General features: G+C 73.7%; 16 protein-coding genes. 7 read left to right on the top strand and 9 right to left on the bottom strand.

Annotation, left to right across the window (positions count from 1 at the left end; translation table 11 throughout):
* Positions 1-39: 39 nt before the first annotated feature.
* The 4 genes from AB0B83_RS16685 to AB0B83_RS16670 form a co-directional block, all read right to left on the bottom strand.
* Positions 40-999, bottom strand: a complete 960-nt coding sequence (locus AB0B83_RS16685) for a VWA domain-containing protein (RefSeq protein WP_357578937.1) — start codon at positions 997-999, stop codon at positions 40-42.
* Positions 996-2,015: a DUF58 domain-containing protein gene (locus AB0B83_RS16680; RefSeq protein ID WP_357578936.1), complete on the bottom strand. Its 1,020-nt coding sequence runs from the start codon at positions 2,013-2,015 to the stop codon at positions 996-998. The genes AB0B83_RS16685 and AB0B83_RS16680 overlap by 4 nt, the downstream gene beginning before the upstream one ends.
* Positions 2,012-3,061 carry a MoxR family ATPase gene (locus AB0B83_RS16675; protein ID WP_357578935.1) on the bottom strand — a complete coding sequence of 350 codons (1,050 nt, stop codon included), beginning with the start codon at positions 3,059-3,061 and terminating at the stop codon, positions 2,012-2,014. The genes AB0B83_RS16680 and AB0B83_RS16675 overlap by 4 nt, the downstream gene beginning before the upstream one ends.
* A 218-nt stretch (positions 3,062-3,279) precedes the next feature.
* Positions 3,280-3,807: a hypothetical protein gene (locus AB0B83_RS16670; protein ID WP_357578934.1), complete on the bottom strand. Its 528-nt coding sequence runs from the start codon at positions 3,805-3,807 to the stop codon at positions 3,280-3,282.
* 400 nt (positions 3,808-4,207) lie between these two features.
* Here AB0B83_RS16670 and AB0B83_RS16665 point away from each other — a divergent pair, with 400 nt between their 5' ends.
* Positions 4,208-5,197, top strand: a complete 990-nt coding sequence (locus AB0B83_RS16665; RefSeq protein ID WP_357578945.1) for an endonuclease/exonuclease/phosphatase family protein — start codon at positions 4,208-4,210, stop codon at positions 5,195-5,197.
* Positions 5,198-5,233: 36 nt separating this feature from the next.
* Here the strand turns inward: AB0B83_RS16665 and cimA are convergent, their stop codons facing one another.
* Positions 5,234-6,814 (bottom strand): citramalate synthase, encoded by a 1,581-nt coding sequence (cimA, locus tag AB0B83_RS16660; RefSeq protein WP_357578933.1) that lies wholly within the window; start codon positions 6,812-6,814, stop codon positions 5,234-5,236.
* 340 nt (positions 6,815-7,154) lie between these two features.
* Here cimA and AB0B83_RS16655 point away from each other — a divergent pair, with 340 nt between their 5' ends.
* From AB0B83_RS16655 to AB0B83_RS16640, 4 genes are all read left to right on the top strand, one after another.
* Positions 7,155-7,715 carry a peroxiredoxin gene (locus AB0B83_RS16655; protein WP_089001610.1) on the top strand — a complete coding sequence of 187 codons (561 nt, stop codon included), beginning with the start codon at positions 7,155-7,157 and terminating at the stop codon, positions 7,713-7,715.
* A gap of 2 nt (positions 7,716-7,717) precedes the next feature.
* A complete protein-coding gene (locus AB0B83_RS16650; protein WP_357578932.1) occupies positions 7,718-8,248 on the top strand; it encodes a carboxymuconolactone decarboxylase family protein in 531 nt (176 codons plus the stop codon).
* Positions 8,249-8,416: 168 nt separating this feature from the next.
* The gene (locus AB0B83_RS16645; protein WP_357086715.1) at positions 8,417-8,875 is read left to right on the top strand and encodes a PRC-barrel domain-containing protein; all 459 of its coding nucleotides are present in this window, start codon (positions 8,417-8,419) and stop codon (positions 8,873-8,875) included.
* Positions 8,876-8,931: 56 nt separating this feature from the next.
* Positions 8,932-9,669 carry a tyrosine-protein phosphatase gene (locus AB0B83_RS16640; protein ID WP_357578931.1) on the top strand — a complete coding sequence of 246 codons (738 nt, stop codon included), beginning with the start codon at positions 8,932-8,934 and terminating at the stop codon, positions 9,667-9,669.
* Positions 9,670-9,741: 72 nt separating this feature from the next.
* Here the strand turns inward: AB0B83_RS16640 and AB0B83_RS16635 are convergent, their stop codons facing one another.
* Both AB0B83_RS16635 and AB0B83_RS16630 read right to left on the bottom strand, forming a co-directional pair.
* Positions 9,742-10,839 (bottom strand): branched-chain amino acid aminotransferase, encoded by a 1,098-nt coding sequence (locus AB0B83_RS16635; RefSeq protein WP_357578930.1) that lies wholly within the window; start codon positions 10,837-10,839, stop codon positions 9,742-9,744.
* A gap of 249 nt (positions 10,840-11,088) precedes the next feature.
* The gene (locus tag AB0B83_RS16630; RefSeq protein ID WP_357578929.1) at positions 11,089-12,120 is read right to left on the bottom strand and encodes a 3-isopropylmalate dehydrogenase; all 1,032 of its coding nucleotides are present in this window, start codon (positions 12,118-12,120) and stop codon (positions 11,089-11,091) included.
* A 223-nt stretch (positions 12,121-12,343) separates the two neighbouring features.
* Here AB0B83_RS16630 and AB0B83_RS16625 point away from each other — a divergent pair, with 223 nt between their 5' ends.
* Both AB0B83_RS16625 and AB0B83_RS16620 read left to right on the top strand, forming a co-directional pair.
* Positions 12,344-13,189, top strand: a complete 846-nt coding sequence (locus AB0B83_RS16625; RefSeq protein ID WP_357578928.1) for an FAD:protein FMN transferase — start codon at positions 12,344-12,346, stop codon at positions 13,187-13,189.
* A 320-nt stretch (positions 13,190-13,509) separates the two neighbouring features.
* Entirely contained in the window at positions 13,510-13,866 is a 357-nt protein-coding gene (locus AB0B83_RS16620) for a hypothetical protein (RefSeq protein WP_121396167.1), read from the top strand.
* A 63-nt stretch (positions 13,867-13,929) separates the two neighbouring features.
* Here AB0B83_RS16620 and serA read toward each other — a convergent pair whose 3' ends face one another.
* On the bottom strand, positions 13,930-15,528 hold the full coding sequence (gene serA / locus AB0B83_RS16615; RefSeq protein WP_357578927.1) for a phosphoglycerate dehydrogenase: 1,599 nt from the start codon (positions 15,526-15,528) through the stop codon (positions 13,930-13,932).
* Positions 15,529-15,802: 274 nt separating this feature from the next.
* Positions 15,803-16,816 (bottom strand): ketol-acid reductoisomerase, encoded by a 1,014-nt coding sequence (gene ilvC, locus AB0B83_RS16610; RefSeq protein ID WP_151455720.1) that lies wholly within the window; start codon positions 16,814-16,816, stop codon positions 15,803-15,805.
* Positions 16,817-16,871 lie beyond the last annotated feature (55 nt).

Raw genomic sequence — 16,871 nt, 5'->3', positions numbered from 1 at the left:
ACGCTCCTCACGTGTCCTTCTCGGCGGTGGCCGTACGGGTCAGGGCAGCCGGGCGAACCAGCGCATCGAGCCGGCCGCCGCGCCCATGGCGAACACCAGCCCGAGACCGATGAACCGGGCCGAGACGTCCTGCCTTTCGATGCGGTAGCCGACCGAGGTGCCGATGTCGTCGTAGACGGCGCGCAGCTCGTCGCTGGTGCTGGCCTCGTGGAACACGCCCCCGGTCTCCTCGGCTACCGCACGCAGGGTCTGCCCGTCGACGGGCACCTGGATCGGCCGGCCGCCCCGGTCCACCGTGCCACTCGGGGTGCCGAAGGAGATGGTGTGCACCGGCACCTTCATGTCGATCGCCTCGGACGCGGCCTCCATCGGGTCGATGCCGGAGGTGTTCGCCCCGTCGGAGAGCAAAATGATCCGGGCCGGCGGTGGGTCCTTCGCCGCCTGGCTGTCGAAGCCCTTCACCGCGCCGAGCGAGGTGCTGATCGCCTCTCCGATCGCGGTGCCCTGCACCCCGGTGGCCCCCTCGACCAGCCGCTCGACGCCCTCGTACAGCGCCTCCCGGTCGGTGCTCGGCGGCACCAGCACCGCCGCGCTGCCGGCGAAGGCGACCAACCCGACGTTGAACTCGTCCGGCAGGCCGTCGACGAAGCGCCGGGCGGACTCCTTGGCGGCGCTGAGCCGGTCCGGTTCCACGTCGCCGGCGAGCATCGAGGTGGAGACGTCCACGGCGACCATCACCGTGGCCCGTTCGCGGGGCACCCGGACCTCCGCCGTGGGCCGGGCGAAGCCGACCACCAGCAGCGCCAGCATGGCCACGAAGAGCCCGGCCGGCACGTGCCGCCGCCAGGCCGGACGGTGCGGCGCGACCCGGTCGAGCAGCCGCAGGTTGGTGAAGCGGACGGCATACCGGCTGCGGCGGCGCTGCATGAGCAGGTAGCCGACGGCCAGGGCGAGCACCCCGAGCAGGAGCCAGAGCCGGGCGGGCGACTGCCAGATCACGCCGCACCTCCCCGGGCCGTCCGCGCCGGGGTGGCGGCGAGGCGCCGTTGGGCGTGCACGTGCCGCACGATGTCGGCGCCCCAGTCCCGGTCGGTGCGCAGCGGCAGGTGCGTGGCGCCGCTGCGGCGCAGCGCCTGGCGTACCTGCTCGCGTTGGGCGGTCGCGGCGGCGGCGTAGCGCTCGCGCAGCGCGCGGTCGCCGGTCCACACCTCGCGCCGCCGCCCGGTCTCCGGGTCGACGAGGGTGACCAGGCCGACGTCGGGCAGCTCCAGCTCCCGGGGGTCGGTGACCTGCACGGCGAGCACCTGGTGCCGCGCGGCGAGGCGGCGCAGGGGCACCTCCCAGGACGGCGCCTGCCGTGGGTCGTCGGGCAGTCCGTCGAGGAAGTCCGAGACCACCACGACGAGGCCGCGGCGCAGCGCCACCCGGTGCACGGCGGCCAGCCCGTCGGCCAGGTCGGGGCCCGCCGGCGCCGACTCGTCCCGGTCGTGGCCGCCGACGCGCGGGGCCGTCAGCAGGGCCCGGAGCAGCCCGAGCAGATGGGTACGTCCGCTGCGGGGCGGGAACCGGCGCAGCCCGTCCGGGCCGAGCACCTGCGCGCCGAGGCGGTTGCCCACGCCGCCGGTGAGGAAGCCGACCGCCGCGACCGCCGCCACGGCCAGCTCCCGCTTGTCCAGCTCGGCGGTGCCGTACTCCATGCTGGGGCTCGCGTCGACCAGCAGCCAGGTGGTCAGCTCCCGGTCGGCGTCGACCTCGCGCACGTGCGGGACCGTGGTGCGGGCGGTCACCGCCCAGTCCATCCGGCGCACCTCGTCCTCACCGGGCCGGTACTCCCGGCTGCCGGCGGTCTCGCTGCCGGGCCCGGGCAGCAGGCCGCGGTACCGGCCGTGCAGCAGCCCGTCGAGCCGGCGCGTGACGGTCAGCTCCAGCCGGCGCAGCCGCCGGTCCCCGGTGAGGTCGGCCAGTCCCGGGTCGGCCGGCCCGGGGGCCGGCGCGGTGGCCCCGCGCCACCTCATGCCGCCGCCAGGTCGGCCGCGGGTTCCGGCTGGGCGGTGGCGACGCGCGGCGGCGGCACGACCTCCACCAGCCGCCGGACCACCGCCTCGGCGGCCACCCCGTCGGCGACCGCGTCGAAGGAGAGCACCAGCCGGTGGGCGAGCACGTCGACGGCGAGTTCGCGGACGTCCTCGGGCAGCACGTACCCGCGACCGCGCAGGAGCGCCTGGGCCCGCGCGGCGCGGACCAGGCCGAGGGTGGCCCGGGGGCTGGCCCCGTACGCGAGCAGCGGGGCGATCTCGGGCAGGCCGAACCGGCCGGGGTCCCGGGTGGCGAAGATCAGCCGGACCACGTACTCGGCGATCGCGTGGTGCACGAAGACGTGGGCGGCGCGGGCCTGGAGGTCCCGCAGCCGCTGCGGGTCGAGCACCCGCCGGGCGACGGGCCGGTCGGCGCTCATCCGGTAGAGGATGGCGAGTTCGTCGGCGTCGCTCGGGTAGTCGACGACGACCTTCATCATGAACCGGTCGCGCTGCGCCTCCGGCAGTTGGTAGACCCCCTCCGACTCGATGGGGTTCTGGGTGGCCAGCACCAGGAACGGCTCGGGCACGGGAAAGCTGCGCCCGCCGATGGAGACCTGCCGCTCGGCCATCGCCTCCAGCAGGGCGGACTGCACCTTGGCCGGGGCCCGGTTGATCTCGTCGGCGAGCACCAGGTTCGCCATGATCGGGCCCAGCTCGATGTCGAAGTCCTCGCGCGACGCGCGGTAGATCCTGGTGCCGACGATGTCGGAGGGGACCAGGTCCGGGGTGAACTGGATCCGGGAGAAGGTGCCGCCGACCACGGTGGCCAGGGTCTGCGCGGCGAGCGTCTTGGCCACCCCGGGCACGCCTTCCAGGAGGCAGTGCCCGTCTGCGATGAGGGCGGTGAGCAGGCGCTCGACGAGCCGATCCTGCCCGACGATCACGCGTTTGACCTCGAAGAGCGTCTGTTCCAGCTCGGCCGGGGTCGCATCGGGATCGGCCGGGCTGGGCACGCTGGCCAGGGTGTCCGAGATGTCCGTCACGGTGCTTGCTTCCCGTGCCGACCGTCGGACAAACGTCGGATTATCGGCGCGGGGGTGACCCTTAGCGGCCCGAACCGGGACAACCCTCCCGACCCGGCACCCACACCCCGAGCGCGCGTCGCCCACGCCCCCTGAGAGCCCCGCGTCGGTGGGCGACGGCGGCGCGGCGGCGCCGGCCCCCACACCCAGGTGAGAGGGCCGGCGCCGTCAGGCGGTGCTCAGTTGGCGATGACCAGGTGGAACGGCCGGTCGGACGCGTTCCCCGACGAGCTGCGGGTCTGGACGAAGACCGCGTTCGGCGTCTGGAGCCGCGGCGCGACGGAGATCTCGCCGCCCGGGGGAACGTTGTACGGGTCGGTGGTGCCGATGGCGGCGTGGAACGTCTTCAGCGAGACGTTGTAGTTGAACAGCACCTGGTACTCGCCCGGGCCGTACCGGGTGGCGGAGACCACCTCGGGCGAGCCGCGGAGCAGGACGCCGTTGCTGGCGACGACGGCGGAGGCGACGGTGCCCGGCGCGCTCGCCTGCGCGGACGGGCCCTGCGCCAGCGCGGCCTTGGCCTTGCGCGCCTCGGCGGGACTCACCGCCGGCTGGCTGCCGGAGCCGGGCTGGCGGGCGGCCGGCTGGGCGACCTCGGCGGGTGCCTGCGCCGCCGGCTGGGCGACGGCGATCCCGCCTCCGGCCAGGGTGAGCGCCAGCGCGGCGAACGCCACCGCCACCGCCTTGCGTCGGAAGAGTGTGGTCATGACAGGTCTCCCTTTTGTTGACCGTGCGGATTCGACCGGACCCACTGGAAGCGGGACGGTCGACTTCCATTTTTTCGGGCCGGGAAATAGCGACAACCGCCTGGAGCCCACACCTTCAGGCCGCACCTAGATGTTGCCGCTTCAACGATTTCCACCGGCTCTGAGCAGGTATTACTACTCAGAGTTTCGACGTCTCAACCCACTGGAAGGTAGCACCGCGAAATGCGGTGGGTCAATAGTCGATCACGCCCAGTCAATTACTCGAATCGCAATCGCATAATTGTGAGAAGCGAACGCTGGACCATTCACGAGTGTGTCACGCGAACTGCTCCGGGGCCGCCGCGTGGGCGCGTTCGGGACCGCCGGACGGGTGCCCGGGCGCTATCCTCCGGCCGTGATCATCGAGACCGCGCGGCCTGCGACGGGCCGCCGGACGGCGCCGCTGCGCACCGCGCTCTGCTGGGCCGCCGTCGCGCCCGGGGCCGCCTGGGCGGCGGTACGACTGGGCGGTCTCGACCGGGGGCCGCTGGTGCAGCTGCTCGCCTTCACCCCGTACGCCGCTGGCGGGAGCCTCCTGCCGCTGGTGCTCGCGCTCGCCCTGCGGCGCCGGTGGCCCGCAGTGGTCGCGGCTCTGGTCACGGCGACCCTGGTGGCCGTGGTGGGGCCCCGGGCACTGCCGTCCGGCCAGCCCCCGGCCGGCGGGCCGACGGTGCGGCTGCTGACCGCCAACCTGCTCGCCGGGGCCGGCGACGCGCGGGCGCTGGTCGACCTGGTCCGACGGCACCGGGTCGACGTGCTCGCCGTGCAGGAGTTCACCCCGGACGCCGAGGCGGAGCTGGACCGGCTCGGCCTGCCCGGGCTGCTCCCTCACCGGCAGCTCCACCCGCAGACCGGCACCGTCGGCTCCGGCCTCTACGCGCGGTTCCCGATCAGCGACGGCGGCGTCCGGCACAACCGCGGCGGCTGGGGATTCGACCAGGCCTACGGCACGGTGGCGGTGCCCGGGGCGCCGGCGGTCCGGGTCGAGTCGGCGCACCCGTCGGCCCCGTACGCGGTGGACCAGGTCGGCCACTGGCGCGCCGACCTGGCCGCGCAGCCGCCCGCCACCCCGGACGGGCCGCTGCGGATCCTCGCCGGCGACTTCAACGCCACCCTCGACCACGCCCCGCTGCGCGCCCTGCTGGACACCGGCTACGTCGACGCCGCCGACCAGGTCGGCGCGGGCCTGGTCGGCACCTGGGGCCCGTACGACGGGGACCCGATCCCGCCGGTGACCATCGACCACGTGCTTGTCGACCGGCGGATCGCGGTGCGCGCGGTCACCGTGCACCCCGTGCGGGGCAGCGACCACCGCGCCGTCCTCGCCGAGCTGCGCCTCCCGGTCGGGTGAGGCCCCCGGCTGCTGGTGCGCGGGGGCCGGGGCGGCTCAGACCCGGGCGCGGTCGAGGCCGTAGGTGAGCGCGTCGACGAGGGCGTGCCAGGACGCCTCGACGACGTTGGGGTGCACGCCGACCGTGGTCCAGTCGCGGTTGCTGCCGTCGACCGTCTCCAGCAGCACCCGGGTCACCGCGCCGGTGCCGTGGGTGCCCTCCAGGATCCGCACCTTGTAGTCGGCCAGCTCGAAGTCGCGCAGCTCCGGGTAGTGCCGGGCCAGCCCGACCCGCAGCGCCTCGTCGAGGGCGTTGACCGGACCGTTGCCCTCGGCGGTGGCGATCACCCGCTCACCGCGTACGCGGATCTTGACGGTCGCCTCCGAGACCACCGCGCCGTCCTCCCGGTGTTCGACCAGCACCCGGTACGACTCCAACGCGAACGGCCTGGCAGGGGCGGTGTCCAGCTCCGAGCGGACCAGCAGCTCGAACGACGCGTCGGCGGCCTCGAACGACCAGCCGTCGGCCTCCAGCTCCTTGACCCGCCGGGTGACCCGCGACAGCGCCTCCGGATGGCCGGCCAGGTCCAGGCCGAGTTCACGGCTCTTGAGTTCGACGCTGGCCCGGCCGGCCATCTCGGTGACGAGGATCCGCATGTCGTTGCCCACCACCTGTGGGTCCACGTGGTTGTAGAGCAGCGGATCCACCTTGATCGCGCTCGCGTGCAGCCCCGCCTTGTGGGCGAAGGCCGCGGCCCCGACGTACGCCTGGTGGGTGTCGGGGGCGATGTTGGCGATCTCGGCGATGGCGTGGGAGACCCGCACCATCTGCCCCAGGCAGCCCTCCGGTAGGACGGGCAGCCCGAGCTTGAGTTGGAGGTTGGCGACCACGGCGAAGATGTCGGCGTTGCCGGGGCGCTCGCCGTAGCCGTTGGCGGTGCCCTGGAAGTGGCGCACCCCCGCCTCCACGGCGGCGACGGTGTTGGCCACCGCGCAGGCCGTGTCGTTCTGGCAGTGGATGCCGAGCAGTTCCGGGCCGACCCCGAGCCGCGCGGTCAGGTCGGCGATGGCGGCGGTCACCTGGGAGGGCAGCATCCCGCCGTTGGTGTCGCAGAGCACCACCCGCTCGGCGCCGGCGGCGAGGGCGGTCTCCACGACGGCGGCCGTGTACGCCGGGTCGGACCGGTAGCCGTCGAAGAAGTGCTCCCCGTCGACGAAGACCCGGCGCCCCTCGGCCACCAGGTGCGCCACCGTGTCGCGGACCATCGCCAGGTTCTCGGATCCGGTGGTGCGCAGCGCCCGCTCGACGTGCCGCAGGTCCGCCTTGGCGACCAGGGCGATCGCCGGCGTCTGCGCGTCGAGCAGGCCGCGGACCTGTGGATCCTCGCCGACGGGCACCCCGGCCCGCCGGGTGGCCCCGAACGCGACCAGCAGCGCGTGCTTCAGGTCGAGTTCGGCGCGCGCCCGACGGAAGAACTCGGTGTCCTTCGGCACCGCGCCCGGCCAGCCTCCCTCGATGAAGCCGACCCCGAACTCGTCGAGCAGGCGGGCCACCGCGAGCTTGTCGACCACCGAGTAACTGAGCCCCTCGCGCTGGGCGCCGTCGCGCAGCGTGGTGTCGTACACCTGGAACGTCATCAGGGAGTCCTTTCGGGGAGCAACAAAAAGACCCCCCGCGGATGCGGGAGGTCTGCGCGCTCGGCGGAGGGGAGGCCGGCGCGCTAGGTGCGAATAATCAGGTCGGTGCTGGTCACGATCGCCACTCTGCCATCCGGGACCCGGTTTTGGGAGGCGCAATCCACATGGCGGGACGGTGACGGAGGGTCCCGATACCGCACGGGTGACCGGCTCGCCGGCACGACCCGCCGCCGGTGATCGACTTCACAAGTCACCCGGCCGCCGACCGGCGGAAACGGAGCTGCGGAAGTATCTGGAACCGATCCAGTTACCGGCCTCGTGCCGCTGTCAAGGAGGACCTGTGCTCACTGTCGGTGACCGCTTCCCCGAGTACGAACTCACCGCCTGCGTGTCGCTGGACGCCGACAAGGCGTTCGAGTCGATCGACCACAAGTCGCACCAGGGGAAGTGGCGCGTCGTCTTCTTCTGGCCGAAGGACTTCACCTTCGTCTGCCCGACCGAGATCGCGGAGTTCGGCCGGCTGAACGAGGAGTTCGCCGACCGGGACGCCCAGGTCCTCGGCGTGTCGGTGGACAACGAGTTCGTCCACTACGCGTGGCGCAAGGACCACCCGGACCTGCGCGAGCTGCCGTTCCCGATGCTGAGCGACGTCAAGCGTGAGCTGACCGCCGCCTGCGGCGTGCTCGGCGAGGACGGCGTGGCCCAGCGCGCGACCTTCATCGTCGACCCGGACAACGAGATCCAGTTCGTCATGGTGACCGCCGGCTCGGTCGGCCGCAACGTCTCCGAGGTGCTGCGGGTGCTCGACGCCCTCCAGACCGACGAGCTCTGCCCGTGCAACTGGAACAAGGGCGGCGAGACCCTGGACGCCACCAAGCTCCTCGCCGGCGCCGGGGCCTGACCATGGGTCTGGACGCGGTCAAGGCGGCGCTGCCCGAGTACGCCAAGGACATCAAGCTCAACCTCGGCTCCACCATCGCCACCAGCACGCTGAAGCCGGAGCAGGCGTGGGGCACCGCCCTGGCCTGTGCCGTCGCGGCGCGCAACCCGGTGGTGCTGCGCGAGATCGCGGCCGAGGCGGCCACCCACCTCGGGCCGGAGGCGGTCGAGGCCGCCAAGGGCGCCGCCGCGATCATGGCGATGAACAACGTCTACTACCGGGCCAAGCACCTGATCGGCGACGAGCAGTACCAGTCGATCCCGGCGCGGCTGCGGATGCAGATCATCGCCAAGCCGGGCGTGGACAAGGCCGACTTCGAGCTCTGGTGCCTGGCGGTCTCGGCGATCACCGGCTGCGGGGTGTGCCTGGAGTCGCACGAGAAGACCCTGCGCAGCGCGGGCTTCAGCCGCGAGCAGGTGCACGAGGGACTGCGCATCGCCGCCGTCGTGCACGCCGCCGCGGTGACCCTGGACGCCCAGGCCGCGCTCGCCTGACGGGTACCACACGCAGGGCCGGTGCCGCGATGCGGCGCCGGCCCTGCGCCGTCCCCGGCACCGGCCCCGCCGTTTCCGGTGGCGACGGCCCGGGTAGCTCCTCGGGAGCAGACGAGAGACACCCGGACCGGCGAGACGACTGGCGACAGTCGGGGCAGGAGTTGTCAGATGGACAGGCTCGACCCGCACAGCACCCACGGCAGCCCGGACCCGCTGCGCGGCGGCGGCCAGGGCGAGTTCGCCGGCGGCGCCCCGGCCGGCACGTTCGACCCGTGGCGCTACCGCGACACCGCGAGGGTCGCCGACGCCGACCTGGTCGGCTACAAGGTCGAGGCCACCGACGGCGGCATCGGCAAGATCGACAGCGCCAGTCACGAGGTCAACGACAGCTACCTCGTGGTGGACACCGGGCCGTGGATCTTCGGCCGGAAGGTCATGATCCCGGCCGGCACCGTCAACCACGTCGACCACGACGAGCGCAAGGTGCACGTCGACAGGAGCAAGGACCAGATCAAGGCCGCCCCGGAGTACGACGAGACCGCCGACACCGACCCCACCTACCGGGACCGCCTCGGCGGCTACTACGACGAGACGTACTCGGCCATCCCGCCCGGCACCGCCCGCTGACCGGCACGGCGCGCGACGGCCTCCCGCAGATCGTGGGAGGCCGTTACCGTGTCAGCGTGGACTCCATCGAGGTCGGTCGCCGGATCCCCTTCTCCACGACGTTCAACTTCCGCGACGTGGGCGGCCACGTCGGCCACGACGGCCGCACGGTGCGCCCGGGGCGGCTCTACCGCTCCGACTCCCTGCACCGCATCGACGACACCGACCGGGAGGCGTTCGCCGCCCTCGGCGTCCGCACGGTCATCGACCTGCGCCGCCCGTACGAGGTGGAGCGCGACGGCCGCGTCCCCCACTTCGACGGCCTGACCTGGCGCAACATCCACCCGGAGCACGCGGAGTGGGGCGAGCGGCCCTACCGTCCCGGCACCGACCTGGCCCGTTACCTGGCCGACCGGTACGCCGACCTCGCCGGGACGGGCACCGCCGGGCTCGCCGAGGCGATCGGGCTGATCGCCGACGACGCCAGCGCCCCTTTGGTCGTGCACTGCGTCGCCGGGAAGGACCGCACGGGCATCGTCTGCGGGCTCACCCTCGCGGTGCTCGGCGTCGCCGACGACGAGATCGCCGCCGACTACGCCCTGAGCACCGAGGCCGGCGAGCGGTACCGCGCCTGGTTCGAGGCCACCGGCCAGCGGGCGGGGCACACCCTGCCGGTGCTGACCTGCCCCGCCGAGGCCATGACGCTCTTCCTCGCCGAGCTGCGGGAGGCCCACGGCTCGGTGGAGGGCTACCTGCGCCACGCCGGCGTCACCGACGCCCAACTCGCCGCGCTGCGCGAGCACCTGCTGACCTGACCCCGCCCTCCCGTGACGGCGCCGCCCCCGCACCGGGCGGCGCGGGGGCGGGACGGTGCCGTCGGGGGCGGATCAGAGGATGCGGCGGACCCAGCCGTGCGGGTCGTCGGCCCTGCCCCGCTGGAGGTCGACGAGCTGCTGGCGCAGGGCCGTCGTGACCCGCCCGGGCTCGCCGCCACCCACCAGGAACTCGCCGTCGGGGAAGCGCACCCGCCCGATCGGGGTGACGACCGCGGCGGTGCCGCAGGCGAACACCTCGCGGAGCCGGCCGCTCGCGGCGTCCGCCTGCCAGTCGGCGAAGCTCACCGGCCGCTCCTCGATCCGGTGCCCGGCGTCGGCGGCCAGGGTGAGCACCGACTCCCGGGTGATGCCGGGCAGGATCGTGCCGGTCAGCGGCGGGGTGACCACGGTGTCGTCGTCGTAGACGAAGAACACGTTCATGCCGCCCAGCTCGTCGACGTGGCGCCGCTCCACCGCGTCCAGGAAGACCACCTGGTCGCAGCCGTGCTCGATCGCCTCGGCCTGCGCCACCAGCGAGGCGGCGTAGTTGCCGCCGCACTTCGCGGCGCCGGTGCCGCCCGGGGCGGCCCGGGTGTAGTCCGGGGAGACCCAGACCGTCACCGGCTTCACCCCGCCGGAGAAGTACGCCCCGACCGGGGAGGCGATCACCACGTAGAGGTATTCGTTGGCAGGCCGGACGCCGAGGAACACCTCGCTGGCGAACATGAACGGCCGCAGGTAGAGGCTGCCGTCCTCGCCCTCGGGGATCCAGCCCTGGTCGGCGTCCACGAGCTGACGCAGCGAGTCGACGAACGTCTCCTCGGGCAGCGGCGGCATCGCCATGCGCCGGGCGGAGGCGGCGAACCGGGCGGCGTTGGCCTCCGGGCGGAACATGGTGACCCCGCCGTCGGCCGTCCGGTAGGCCTTCAGCCCCTCGAAGATCTCCTGCGCGTAGTGCAGCACCGCGGCGGCCGGGTCCATCGGGATCGGCGCCCGCGCCTCGACCCGGGCGTCGTACCAGCCCTTGCCGTCGGCGTAGCGGATGGTGACCATGTGGTCGGTGAAGACCCGCCCGAACCCCGGGTTGGCCAGCAGGGCGGCCCGGTCGGCGACGGATACCGGCGCGGGATTCGGACGGATCTCGAAGTCGAGCTTGTCACCACCGCTCATCGCGCTGACCTCCCTGCGGGACTACGGCACACGGGTCCGCATGCCGAGAAAACTGGTGCGAGAAACTTACCCCGAACGGTCGTTCAGCGGGTAGCGCCGCCCGGCGTACCGGCAGCGCCGGGCGGGTGCGCGCCGCCGGACCGGGGTGCGGCCGGGCAGCCTCGCCGGACCGGTGAGGCCGGGCGGCGTCGCCGGACCGGGGTGCGGCCGGCGGCGTCGTCGGGACCTCGGGGTGGGTGGCCGGCGGCCTCAGGAGGTGGCGTACCCGGCCAGCCGGTCGCCGACCTCCTCGGTGCGCAGTGCCGCGCCCGAGGTCCGGGCGGCCAGCTCCACGCCCACCGCGGCGGTGACCCGGGCGGCGGCGTCGGCGTGCCCGAGCTGGTCGAGCAGCAGGGCCGCCGAGAGTACGGCCGCCACCGGGTCGGCCACGCCGCGCCCGGCGATGTCCGGCGCGGAGCCGTGTACCGGCTCGAACATCGAGGGGTACGCCCCCTCGGGGTTGATGCTGCCGCTGGCGGCCAGCCCGATCCCGCCGGTGACGGCGGCGGCGATGTCGGTGAGGATGTCGCCGAACAGGTTGTCGGTGACCACCACGTCGTAGCGCTGCGGCTGGGTGACCAGGAACATCGCGGCGGCGTCGACGTGCTGGTACTCCGTGGTCACGTCGGGGTGCTCGGCCGCCACGGCCTCGAACGCGCGCGCCCACAGCGAACCGGCGTGGGTGAGCACGTTGGTCTTGTGCACGAGGGTGACCTTGCGCCGCTCCCGGCGCGTGGCGCGGGCGAAGGCGTCGCGGATCACCCGCTCCACGCCGTGCCGGGTGTTCAGGCTCTCCTCGGTGGCGACCTCCGCCGGGGTGCCCCGGTGCAGCGCGCCGCCGGCGCCGGCGTAGAGGCCCTCGGTGCCCTCGCGGACCACCACCAGGTCGACCTCGCCGGGCTTGACGCTGGCCAGCGGCCCGGCCACGCCGGGCCAGAGCCGCGACGGGCGCAGGTTGACGTACTGGTCGAAGGCGAAGCGCAGCTTGAGCAGCAGGCCCCGCTCCAGCACGCCCGGCGGCACGGTCGGGTCGCCGACGGCGCCGAGCAGGATCGCGTCGTGCCCGGCCAGCTCGGTGAGCACCGAGTCGGGCAGCACCTCGCCGGTGCGGTGCCAGCGGGCGGCGCCGAGGTCGTACTCGGTGGCGTCCACCCCCGGCAGCACGGCGTCGATGACCTTGCGGGCCTGCGCGACCACCTCGGGTCCGATCCCGTCCCCGGCCACCACCGCGATCCGTGCCACGTCCCTGTGCTCCCTCGCCTAGCCGTTTCGTCCGACCGTACGCCGCCGTCCCGCCTCCCGGTACGGACCTTCCAGAATGCGGGAAAGGAGGATGCACAGGATCCTCCCAGGTGGCATTCATGGGGAGGCCATCTCCGCTGCCTAGCGTGATGACGAGCGGGTCAAGGGGGGCCCGTGACGGAGGCCGCGAGGACGCGGCCGGCGTCAGCGAGGGAGCAGTGTCATGCGGATCGACCAGCAGCCACGGACCCGATGGGTGGACCAGTCGGCCTTCCAGCCGCGCCGGCCGGACCTGCGGCTGGGCGCCCGCAGTCACCGCGTGGACCGCTCCGGCACGGTCGGCGACGACCGCATCGCCGTCCAGCACACCGTGCGGACCTCCACGGCGGAATACTCGCTGCTGCTCAACGCCCCCGAGTGGCTGGGCCGTCGCGGTGTCGGGGAGGCGCTGCGGGACGCGGTGGCGGAACTGCGGGCCATCGACCTCACCTACGGCCCGAGCCGGCCGGAGAGCCTGGTCTCCCGGCTGCGCCGGGGCGAGATCAGCCCCGACTCGTACCCGCCGCTGGCCGACCTGGTGGACCGCTGCGCGGCGATGCGGGCGGCCACCGACGGCTGGTTCGACGCCTGGGCGGTGCCCGGCGGCTTCGACCCCGGCGGCCTGCTCGGCGGGTGGGCGGTGGAGCGGGCCGCCGCCCGGCTGCGGGCCGCCGGCATCCACGACTACGCCGTGCTCAGCGGCGCCGACCTGGTCGTCCGCGGGCACGCGGCGCACGGCGGCCCGTGGCGGGTGGCGGTGCACCATCCGACGGACCAGCACCGGGCGCCGCTCGTGCTGGAGATGACCGCGGGCGCGGTCGGCACCTCGGGGGTGAGCGGCCGGCAGGGCCACGTGGTGGACCCGCACACCGGGGAGCCCGCCGACCAGCTGGCCGCCGCGACGGTCGTCGGGCCGGACCTCGCCGTCGCCGACGCCTACGCCACCGCGCTCTACGCCGCCGGGCCGGCCGGGCTGGACTGGTTCCGCGACGGGTCGGACTACCGCGTGCTCTTCGCCCACCGCCGCTGAGCCGGTCCGCGTCGGCCCGGCGGGTGGGCCGGGCGCGCGATCGGCCCCCACGGTCTCGGCAACGACCGTGAGGGCCGGTCAGCGACGAGTGCGCGTGGCTCGCGCAATCGAGGGGTGCGGGCCGGTCAGCCGGACGTCGACCTCGTCACCCGAAGACGGGCCCACGCCGCGAGCTCGGCCAGTGACCGCACAGATACGCTAGCGAATCGACGCAACTCAACGCAAGGGTCTCCACAGCGGACCGTCGTGACTGGAGCGTGCCGATCCGGGCCGGCGGGCCGATTTCGACGCGGAGATCGTCGGATGGCACGCTGTCCGCCGTGAGTTTCGACCTGAGCGTGTGGGCCCTGGCGGACGGGGCGACACCCGAGGACGTACGGGCGGCGGTGCTGCGGTGCCGGCAGGGACAGCACGTCGACCGGTACCCGGACCCGCGGGTGGTGGCCTTCTACCGCGCCATCACCGGCAGCTACCCGGACCGGCCGGCCGGCCCCGGCACCCCGTGGGCGGTGGCGCCGCTGCACGCGGCCAGCGACCACGTCGAGCTGAACCTGCACCCGACCTGCGAGGACCAGGTGCTGCTCGACATCGAACGGCTGGCCGGCGCGTACGACCTGATGCTCTTCGACGCGCAGGACGGCTCGGTCTACCCGCCGCCGGCGCGGCTGCCCGGCTGACCACTTCCCGGAGACGACGAGGGGCCCGGCGGATCGCCGGGCCCCTGCTGTCGCACGCTCAGGTCACTCGTCGCGCAGGTCCGCCGCGCTGGCCGCGACCGCGCCGATCGACTCCGCCGCCGAGGTGAGCAGGTCCGCGCCGAGCGCCTGGTCGACCGTGAGGGTCATCAGGGTCTCGCCGCCGGCCTCGCGCCGGGCCACCTGCATCGCCGCGATGTTGACGCCGGCCTCGCCGAGCAGCGTCCCGACCGTGCCGACCACGCCCGGGCGGTCGACGTAGCGCAGGAAGACCAGGATGCCCTCCGCGCCGATCTCCACGTCGAAGCCGTCGACCTCGGTGAGCTTGAGGACGTCGCGGCCGCCGGCGGTGGTCACCGTGCCGGAGACGCTGACCGTACGGCCGTCGGGCAGCGCGCCGCGGACGGTGACCAGGCTGGGGTGGTCGACCGAGTCGGACTGGGCGACCAGCGTGACCTCGACGCCGCGCTCGGCGGCCAGGTGCGGCGCGTTGACGTAGGTGACCTGCTCCTCGACCACCGAGCTGAACAGCCCCTTGGTGGCGGCGAGCTTCAGCACCGACACGTCGTGGTTGATGATCTCGCCGCGCACCTCGACGGTGACGCTGGCGGCCACCCCGCCCGCGACGGCGGTGAAGGCCCGGCCGAGCTTCTCGGCCAGCGGCAGCAGCGGGCGTACGTCCTCGGCGACCACGCCGCCGGCCTGCACGTTCACGGCGTCCGGCACGAACTCGCCCTGCAACGCCAGCTTCACGCTCTTGGCCACGGCCAGGCCGGCCTTGTCCTGCGCCTCACCGGTGGAGGCGCCCAGGTGCGGGGTGGCGACCACGTTGTCGAACGCGAACAGCGGCGAGGAGGTGCAGGGCTCCTTGGCGTAGACGTCCACGCCCGCGCCGGCGACCCGGCCCTCGGCGATCGCGTCGGCCAGGGCCTGCTCGTCGACGAGCCCGCCCCGGGCGGCGTTGACGATCCGGACGCCGGGCTTGACGACGGCCAGCTCCTTCTCGCCGATCAGGCCCACGGTCTCCGGGGTCTTCGGCAGGTGGATCGAGATGAAGTCGCTCTCCCGCAGCAGCTCCTCCAGGCCCACCAGGCGGACGCCGAGCTGGGCCGCGCGGGCCGGCTGGATGTAGGGGTCGTACGCGATCAGCCGGGTGCCGAAGGCGGCGATCCGCTGGGCGAAGAGCACGCCGATGCGGCCGAGGCCGACCACGCCGACGGTCTTGCCCTGGATCTCGACGCCTGTGTACTTCGACCGCTTCCACTCCCCCGCCTTCAGCGCGGCGCTGGCGCTGGCGGTGTTGCGGGCCACCGCGAGCAGCAGCGCGAGGGCCTGCTCCGCGGCGGAGACGATGTTGGAGGTGGGGGCGTTGACGACCATGACGCCCCGCGCGGTGGCGGCCGGCACCTCGACGTTGTCCAGACCCACACCCGCCCGGGCGACGACCTTCAGCCGGGGCGCGGCGGCGATCGCCTCGGCGTCGATCTGGGTGGCGCTGCGCACGATCACGGCGTCGGCCTCGGAGAGCGCCGAGAGCAGGGCCGGACGGTCGGTGCCGTCGACGTGACGGACGTCGAAGTCGTGGGCGAGCACCTCGATGGCGGCGGGGGCGAGTTCTTCGGCGATCAGTACGACAGGAGTCATTGGTCCTCGTAGTTGTCGTCAGAGGTGGGCCGGGCTGCGGGACGCCGCGCTGCGCCCTGCGCTGATCCGGGCCATGGCCGTCAGGTGCCGGCTACGCACCTACCCCGCGATCGTAGGGGGCCGGCCGGCCGGCATGTCCCGGACTACGGGGTGAGTGCCCTCACAACGGGTGACGACGCGCCGGTGGACGACGCGCAGCGTGGCGGTGCGCACAGGGAGCGGCCCGGTCCGGGCGCCGGGGAGAGCGCCCGGGCCGGGCCGCCGGGGGTGTGCGTCAGGCGGTCTCGGTGATCGGGCGGTCGACCCAGCTCATCATGCCGCGCAGCTTGCTGCCGGTCTCCTCGATCGGGTGCGCCGCGCCCTCGGCCTGCCACTTGCTGAAGTTGGGCCGGCCGGCCTCGTCCTCGGCCACCCACTCCCGGGCGAACTCGCCGGACTGGACCTCGCTGAGGATCTTGCGCATCTCCTCCTTGACCCGGGCGTCGATGACGCGCGGGCCGCGGGAGAGGTCGCCGTACTCGGCCGTGTCGGAGATGCTGTAGCGCATCTTCGCGATGCCGCCCTCGTACATGAGGTCGACGATCAGCTTCAGCTCGTGCAGGCACTCGAAGTAGGCCACCTCGGGGGCGTAGCCCGCCTCGGTTAGCACCTCGAAGCCGGTCTGCACGAGCGCCGCCGCGCCGCCGCAGAGCACCGCCTGCTCGCCGAAGAGGTCGGTCTCGGTCTCCTCGGTGAAGGTGGTCCGGATGACGCCGGCCCGGGTGCCGCCGATGCCCTTGGCGTACGACAGGGCCAGCGCGAGGGCGCTGCCGCTGGCGTCCTGCTCGACGGCGACCAGGCAGGGCACGCCCTTGCCGTCGGCGTACTGGCGGCGGACCAGGTGGCCCGGGCCCTTCGGCGCGACCATCGCCACGTCGACGTCGGCCGGCGGCTTGATCAGGCCGTAGCGGATGTTGAAGCCGTGGCCGAAGAAGAGCGCCTTGCCCGGGGCCAGGTTCGGCGCGATCGACTCGGCGTAGATGCTGCGCTGGGCGGTGTCCGGCGCGAGGATCATGATGACGTCGGCCTCGGCCGCCGCGTCGGCCGGCGTGAGCACCCGCAGGCCCTGCTCCTCGGCCTTGGCCCGGCTCTTGGAGGCCTCCGGCAGACCGATCACCACGTCGACCCCGGAGTCGCGCAGCGACAGCGCGTGGGCGTGGCCCTGGCTGCCGTACCCGATCACCGCCACCTTGCGGCCCTGGATCAGGCCCAGGTCGGCATCGTCGTCGTAGTACACCTCAACGCTCATGATTTCCCTTTCGTACGGCGGCCCGGGCGGCCCGTCGTGGATCTGTGCGGTGTCG

Source organism: Micromonospora sp. NPDC049060, from assembly GCF_040649055.1.
Taxonomy (GTDB): Bacteria; Actinomycetota; Actinomycetes; order Mycobacteriales; family Micromonosporaceae; genus Micromonospora; species Micromonospora reichwaldensis.
The sequence above is the reverse complement of the archived record's forward strand: the minus strand, read 5'-3'. Positions and strand labels throughout refer to the sequence as shown.